Origin of the sequence: Streptomyces spongiae (genome assembly GCF_009377185.1) — a bacterium.
In the GTDB taxonomy this organism is placed as follows: Bacteria; Actinomycetota; Actinomycetes; order Streptomycetales; family Streptomycetaceae; genus Streptomyces; species Streptomyces spongiae.
On the sequence record NZ_VJZC01000588.1, the window covers coordinates 1 to 6,168 of the forward strand.

Sequence of the window (6,168 nt, forward strand, 5' to 3'; positions counted from 1 at the left end):
GCCCCGGGGATGGGACGGGTAGGGGCGGCGGGGGCGAGAGAATCGCCGTGTCAGGCCGGGGCCGTGACGAAGTCGATCAGTTCCTCCACGCGGCCCAGCAACTCGGGCTCCAGGTCCTTGTACGAGCGCACCGAGCCGAGAATCCGCTGCCACGCCTCCCCCGTGTTCGCCACGCGCCACCCCAGCGCCCGGCACACCCCCGTCTTCCAGTCCTGACCGCGGGGCACCACCGGCCACCCCTCGATCCCCAGAGCAGCCGGCTTCACCGCCTCCCAGATGTCGATGTACGGATGGCCCACCACCAGCGCGTGCTCACTCGTCACCGACTCCGCGATACGCGACTCCTTGCTGCCCGGCACCAGGTGGTCCACCAGCACACCCAGACGCGCGTCCGGGCCAGGAGCGAAGTCCGCGACGATCGACGGCAGATCGTCCACGCCCTCCAGGTACTCGACGACCACGCCCTCGATACGCAGGTCGTCGCCCCACACCTTCTCGACGAGCTCCGCGTCGTGGCGGCCCTCCACGTAGATGCGCCCCGCACGGGCCACCCGCGCGCGTGCCCCGGGGACGGCGACCGAGCCGGAGGCCGTACGGGCGGGGCGCACCGGAGCGGACGACGACGGGCGGACGAGCGTCACCACCCGGCCCTCCAGCAGGAAGCCGCGCGGCTCCAAGGGGAACACCCGGTGCTTGCCGAAGCGGTCCTCCAGGGTCACCGTGCCCGCCTCGCAGCGGATCACCGCCCCGCAGAAGCCGCTGACGGGCTCCTCGACCACCAGCCCGGGCTCCGCCGGGACCTCCGGGACGGGCTTGGACTTCTTCCACGGCGGAGTCAGGTCCGGCGAGTACTGGCGCATTCGGATGACGATACGAGAACCAGCCGAACAGTGGTCACGACACGCCGAAACGGCGCGCCAGCGCGTCCCTCTGCGCCCGTACGAACGCCGCGTCCACCACCGCCCCGTGCCCCGGCACGTACACCGCGTCCTCGCCGCCCAGCGCCAGCAGCCGGTCCAGCGCCTCCGGCCAGTGCGCGGGGACGGCGTCCGGGCCCGCCTGGGGCTCGCCCGACTCCTCGACCAGATCGCCGCAGAAGACCACCTCGGGGGAGGAGGGCGAGGAAGGGACCAGGACGACGAGGTCGTGGGCCGTGTGGCCCGGGCCGACGTTCGCCAGGAGCACCTGCGCGCCGCCGCCCATGTCCAGGGTCCACTCCCCGGAGACATGGTGCTGGGGACGGACGAGGTGGTCCACGGCCTCGGCCGCCTCCTGGGCGTCCAGACCGTGGCGCACGGCGTCCGTGCGCAGCTCCTCACGCGAGCGTGAGCCGGTGAGGACCATGTCCACGCCCACCGCGCCGAACACCTCCACCCCCGCGAAGGACGCCGCCCCGAAGACGTGGTCGAAGTGCGGGTGCGTGAGCGCGAGATGTGTCACACGGCGGTCGTCGCCCAGCAGCCCCCGCGCCTCGGCGCGCAACCGCGCGCCCTCCCGCAGGCTCGACCCCGCGTCGATCATGAGAGCGGAGCCGTCCGTGACGACCAGCCCGGCCGTGCAGTCCCAGACAGGGAGGCGGCGGCGCCCCACATGCGGGGCCAGTTCCTCCCACCCGGCCTCTTCCCAAGTCACCGTCATACGCCGACGCTAGCTCCATGCCCCACGTCGGCACGACGGCCTCTCCCCGTGTCGACGATGTGTCCGCGCTCCCGTGTGTACTCGCCAGTACGACATCGCGGGACACGTCGGTACACGTCGGCACCACGAGGCGTGGCCGCCCTTGCCGGGGTCGTACCTCACCGCCGTACACTGGTGGGAATGCTGGCACTCGCCTGCGGTGAGTGCCAAGGGGGAGCCGCAAGGACGCGCGGGAACGCGCAGGGACGATGTTCTGGAGGTGTGCGCGATGCTCAGCGAACGCAGGCTGGAAGTGCTGCGCGCCATCGTCCAGGACTACGTCGGCACCGAGGAACCGGTGGGTTCCAAGGCGCTCACCGAGCGGCACAGGCTCGGGGTCTCGCCGGCCACCGTCCGCAACGACATGGCGGCTCTCGAGGAGGAGGGGTACATCGCCCAGCCGCACACCAGCGCCGGGCGCATCCCCACCGACAAGGGCTACCGCCTCTTCGTCGACAAACTCGCCGCGGTGAAGCCGATGACCGCCCCGGAGCGGCGCGCCATCCACAACTTCCTGGAGGGCGCGGTCGACCTGGACGACGTGGTCGGCCGGACCGTACGGTTGCTGGCGCAGCTCACACGGCAGGTCGCGGTCGTGCAGTACCCGTCGCTCACGCGGTCCACGGTGCGGCACGTGGAACTGCTGTCGCTGGCGCCCGCGCGCGTGATGCTGGTACTGATCACGGACACGGGCCGGGTGGAGCAGCGGATGATCGACTGCCACGCCCCGTTCGGGGAGACATCACTGGCGGATCTCCGCGCGCGGCTGAACAGCCGTGTGGCGGGCCGCCGTTTCGCGGACGTGCCGCGACTCGTCGAGGACCTGCCGGAGGCCTTCGACGTCGAGGACCGCGGCAACGTCTCCACCGTGCTCTCCGCCCTCCTGGAGACACTCGTCGAGGAGAACGAGGAGCGGTTGATGATCGGCGGCACCGCCAATCTGACCCGCTTCGGACATGACTTCCCTCTCACGATCCGGCCGGTGCTCGAAGCGCTGGAGGAGCAGGTCGTGCTCCTCAAGTTGCTGGGCGAGGCGAAGGATTCGGGCATGACCGTGCGTATCGGCCACGAGAACGCACATGAGGGACTCAACTCCACGTCCGTGGTCTCGGTGGGCTACGGTTCGGGCGGCGAGGCAGTAGCAAAACTCGGCGTGGTCGGACCGACCCGCATGGACTATCCGGGAACGATGGGAGCAGTACGAGCGGTGGCACGTTACGTCGGACAGATCCTGGCGGAGTCGTAAGTGGCCACGGACTACTACGCCGTACTAGGCGTGCGCCGCGACGCGTCCCAGGACGAGATCAAGAAGGCGTTCCGGAGGCTCGCGCGCGAGCTGCACCCGGACGTCAATCCCGATCCGAAGACGCAGGAGCGCTTCAAGGAGATCAACGCCGCGTACGAGGTGTTGTCGGACCCGCAGAAGAAGCAGGTCTACGACCTCGGCGGTGACCCGCTGTCCCAGGCGGGCGGCGGCGGTGCGGGCGGCTTCGGCGCCGGCGGGTTCGGGAACTTCTCGGACATCATGGACGCCTTCTTCGGTACGGCGTCCCAGCGCGGCCCGCGGTCGCGCACCCGCCGGGGCCAGGACGCCATGATCCGGCTGGAGGTCGAGCTCGACGAGGCGGCCTTCGGCACGACGAAGGACATCCAGGTCGACACGGCCGTCGTCTGCACCACCTGCAGTGGCGAGGGCGCGGCCCCGGGCACGTCCGCCCAGACGTGTGACATGTGCCGCGGCCGTGGCGAGGTGTCCCAGGTCACCCGGTCCTTCCTGGGCCAGGTCATGACGTCCCGCCCCTGCCCGCAGTGCCAGGGCTTCGGCACGGTCGTCCCGAACCCGTGCCCGGAGTGCGCGGGCGACGGCCGCGTACGGTCCCGCCGCACGCTCACGGTGAAGATCCCGGCCGGTGTGGACAACGGCACGCGGATCCAGCTCGCGGGCGAGGGCGAGGTCGGCCCCGGCGGCGGCCCCGCCGGTGACCTGTACGTCGAGATCCACGAGCTGCCGCACCCGACGTTCCAGCGGCGCGGCGACGACCTGCACTGCACGGTCACCATCCCCATGACGGCGGCGTGCCTCGGCACCAAGGTCCCGCTGGAGACGCTCGACGGCCTGGAGGAGGTCGACATCCGCCCGGGCACGCAGTCGGGCCAGTCGATCCCCCTGCACGGCCGTGGTGTCACCCACCTTCGGGGCGGCGGCCGGGGCGACCTCATCGTGCACGTCGAGGTCACGACCCCGACGAAGCTCGACCCCGAGCAGGAGCGCCTGCTGCGCGAGCTGGCGAAGCTGCGCGGCGAGGAGCGGCCGACGGGTCAGTTCCAGCCGGGACAGCAGGGGCTGTTCTCACGCCTGAAGGACGCGTTCAACGGACGCTGACCGTGGTCGGTGACCGCTGACGCGGACGGGCGCGGAACCTGTTTCCGCGCCCGGGCGGAGATCTTCGGGCTCTGCCGGCCGATGTACCGGGTGGAGACATTCGGGCGCCGTCGGCCGATATGCCGGGTGGCTTGAATTCGCCGGTGAACGATTCCCTCCGCCCGCCCTGACACGTGCCCATACCTCTGGCATGTGCCGGACGGAAGGCCGGATTCGGACCCTGTGGGGAGGACGTGGCAACATGCGGTCATGTCCTCCGCACTGACCGATCTCTTCCCCAGGCCGATCGTGCAGGCCCCCATGGCGGGCGGCGTCTCCGTGCCGCAGCTCGCCGCCGCCGTGTCCGAGGCCGGTGGGCTCGGCTTCCTCGCGGGCGGGTACAAGACGGCCGACGGCATGTACCAGGAGATCAAACAGCTGCGCGGGCTCACCGGCCGCCCCTTCGGCGTGAACCTCTTCATGCCGCAGCCGGAGTATGCCGACCCGGCCGCCGTCGAGGTGTACGCCAACCAGCTCGCCGGTGAGGCCGCCTGGTACGACACCGCGCTGGGCGACCCCGACAGCGGGCGCGACGACGGCTACGACGCGAAGCTCGCCGTCCTCCTCGACAACCCGGTCCCCGTGGTCTCCTTCCACTTCGGCTGCCCCACCCCCGAGGTGCTCCAGTCCCTCGCCGCCAAGGGCACCCTGACCCTCGTCACCGTGACCAGGGCCGACGAGGCGGTGGCCGTGGAGCGCGCCGGGGCCGACGCCGTGATCGTGCAGGGCGTGGAGGCGGGCGGACACCAGGGCACCCACCGCGACGACCCCGAGCGGGACTGCTCCGGCATCGGCCTGCTCTCCCTCGTCGCCCAGGTCCGCGAGGCCGTCTCGCTTCCGATCGTCGCGGCCGGCGGCATCATGCGGGGCAGCCAGATCGCCGCGGTCCTCGCCGCCGGGGCGTGTGCCGCGCAGCTCGGCACGGCGTTCCTCGTGACGCCGGAGTCCGGCGCCAACGCGCTGCACAAGCAGGCGCTGACGAACCCGCTGTTCGTCCGTACGGAACTGACACGCGCGTTCTCCGGCCGCCCGGCCCGCGGCCTCGTCAACCGTTTCATGCGCGAGCACGGCCCGTACGCCCCCGTCGCGTACCCCCAGGTCCACCACCTCACCTCCGGTCTGCGCAAGGCGGCGGCCAAGGCGGGCGACCCGCAGGGCATGGCGCTGTGGGCCGGGCAGGGTCACCGGCTGGCGCGGGAGCTGCCGGCGGGGCAGCTGGTGGAACTGCTGGCGACGGAGCTGGCCTCCGCGCGGGCCGCGCTGTCCGGGGTCCCCGACGGGTCGGCGGAAGGCGGCGCCCGGTGACCGCGCCGGTGTTCGTGGTGGACCGACTGGACGGGGTGGGGGCGGAGCTCGTCCTCGACGGTCCCGAGGGGCGGCACGCGGTGTCCGTGAAGCGGCTGCGGCCCGGCGAGGACGTGGTCCTCACGGACGGGCGCGGGCGGTGGACGGACGGCGTGGTGAAGGCGGCCGAGGGCAAGGACCGGCTGGTGGTCACGGATCTGCGGCCCGTGCGGGAGGAGCCGCCCGAGTCGCCCCGCATCACGGTCGTCCAGGCCCTGCCCAAGGGGGACCGGGGAGAGCTGGCCGTCGAGACGATGACCGAGACCGGGGTGGACGTGATCGTGCCCTGGGCCGCCTCGCGCTGCATCACGCAGTGGAAGGGCGAGCGGGGGCTGAAGGCGCTGGCCAAGTGGCGGTCCACCGCGCGGGAGGCGGGCAAGCAGTCGCGGCGGGTCCGTTTTCCTGAGGTCGCGGAGGCGGCGACGACGAAGCAGGTCGCCGCGCTGCTGGGTGCGGCTGACTTCGCGGGGGTGCTGCACGAGTCCGGTTCCGAACCGCTGGCGAGCGTCGGTCTTCCGGCCGGCGGGGAGATCGTGCTGGTGGTGGGGCCCGAAGGCGGGGTGTCGCCGGAGGAGTTGGCGTTGTTCGAGGAGGCGGGGGCTCGGCCGTATCGTCTCGGTCGGAGTGTGCTGCGGACGTCGACGGCTGGTACGGCGGCGGTGGCGGTGTTGTTGGCGCGGACGGGCCGGTGGGCCTGAGGGGGTTTTTCTCGCCCCCGCCGCCCC

6 protein-coding genes are annotated in these 6,168 nt (G+C 72.0%); 4 read left to right on the forward strand and 2 right to left on the reverse strand.

Going from position 1 to position 6,168, the window contains the following annotated elements; all coding sequences use genetic code 11:
* Positions 1–50 precede the first annotated feature (50 nt).
* The gene (locus tag FNH08_RS42175) at positions 51–860 is read right to left on the reverse strand and encodes a DUF3097 domain-containing protein (protein WP_152776803.1); all 810 of its coding nucleotides are present in this window, start codon (positions 858–860) and stop codon (positions 51–53) included.
* 34 nt (positions 861–894) lie between these two features.
* Positions 895–1,638 carry an MBL fold metallo-hydrolase gene (locus tag FNH08_RS42180; protein ID WP_152776804.1) on the reverse strand — a complete coding sequence of 248 codons (744 nt, stop codon included), beginning with the start codon at positions 1,636–1,638 and terminating at the stop codon, positions 895–897.
* Positions 1,639–1,906: 268 nt separating this feature from the next.
* Here FNH08_RS42180 and hrcA point away from each other — a divergent pair, with 268 nt between their 5' ends.
* From hrcA to FNH08_RS42200, 4 genes are all read left to right on the forward strand, one after another.
* Positions 1,907–2,923: a heat-inducible transcriptional repressor HrcA gene (hrcA, locus tag FNH08_RS42185; RefSeq protein ID WP_152776805.1), complete on the forward strand. Its 1,017-nt coding sequence runs from the start codon at positions 1,907–1,909 to the stop codon at positions 2,921–2,923.
* Entirely contained in the window at positions 2,924–4,060 is a 1,137-nt protein-coding gene (gene dnaJ, locus FNH08_RS42190; RefSeq protein WP_322726337.1) for a molecular chaperone DnaJ, read from the forward strand.
* 249 nt (positions 4,061–4,309) lie between these two features.
* Positions 4,310–5,404: a nitronate monooxygenase gene (locus FNH08_RS42195; RefSeq protein ID WP_152776806.1), complete on the forward strand. Its 1,095-nt coding sequence runs from the start codon at positions 4,310–4,312 to the stop codon at positions 5,402–5,404.
* Complete coding sequence (locus FNH08_RS42200) at positions 5,401–6,141, forward strand: 16S rRNA (uracil(1498)-N(3))-methyltransferase (RefSeq protein ID WP_322726338.1); 741 nt, start codon at positions 5,401–5,403, stop codon at positions 6,139–6,141. Before FNH08_RS42195 ends, FNH08_RS42200 begins: the two co-directional genes overlap by 4 nt.
* Positions 6,142–6,168: the final 27 nt, after the last annotated feature.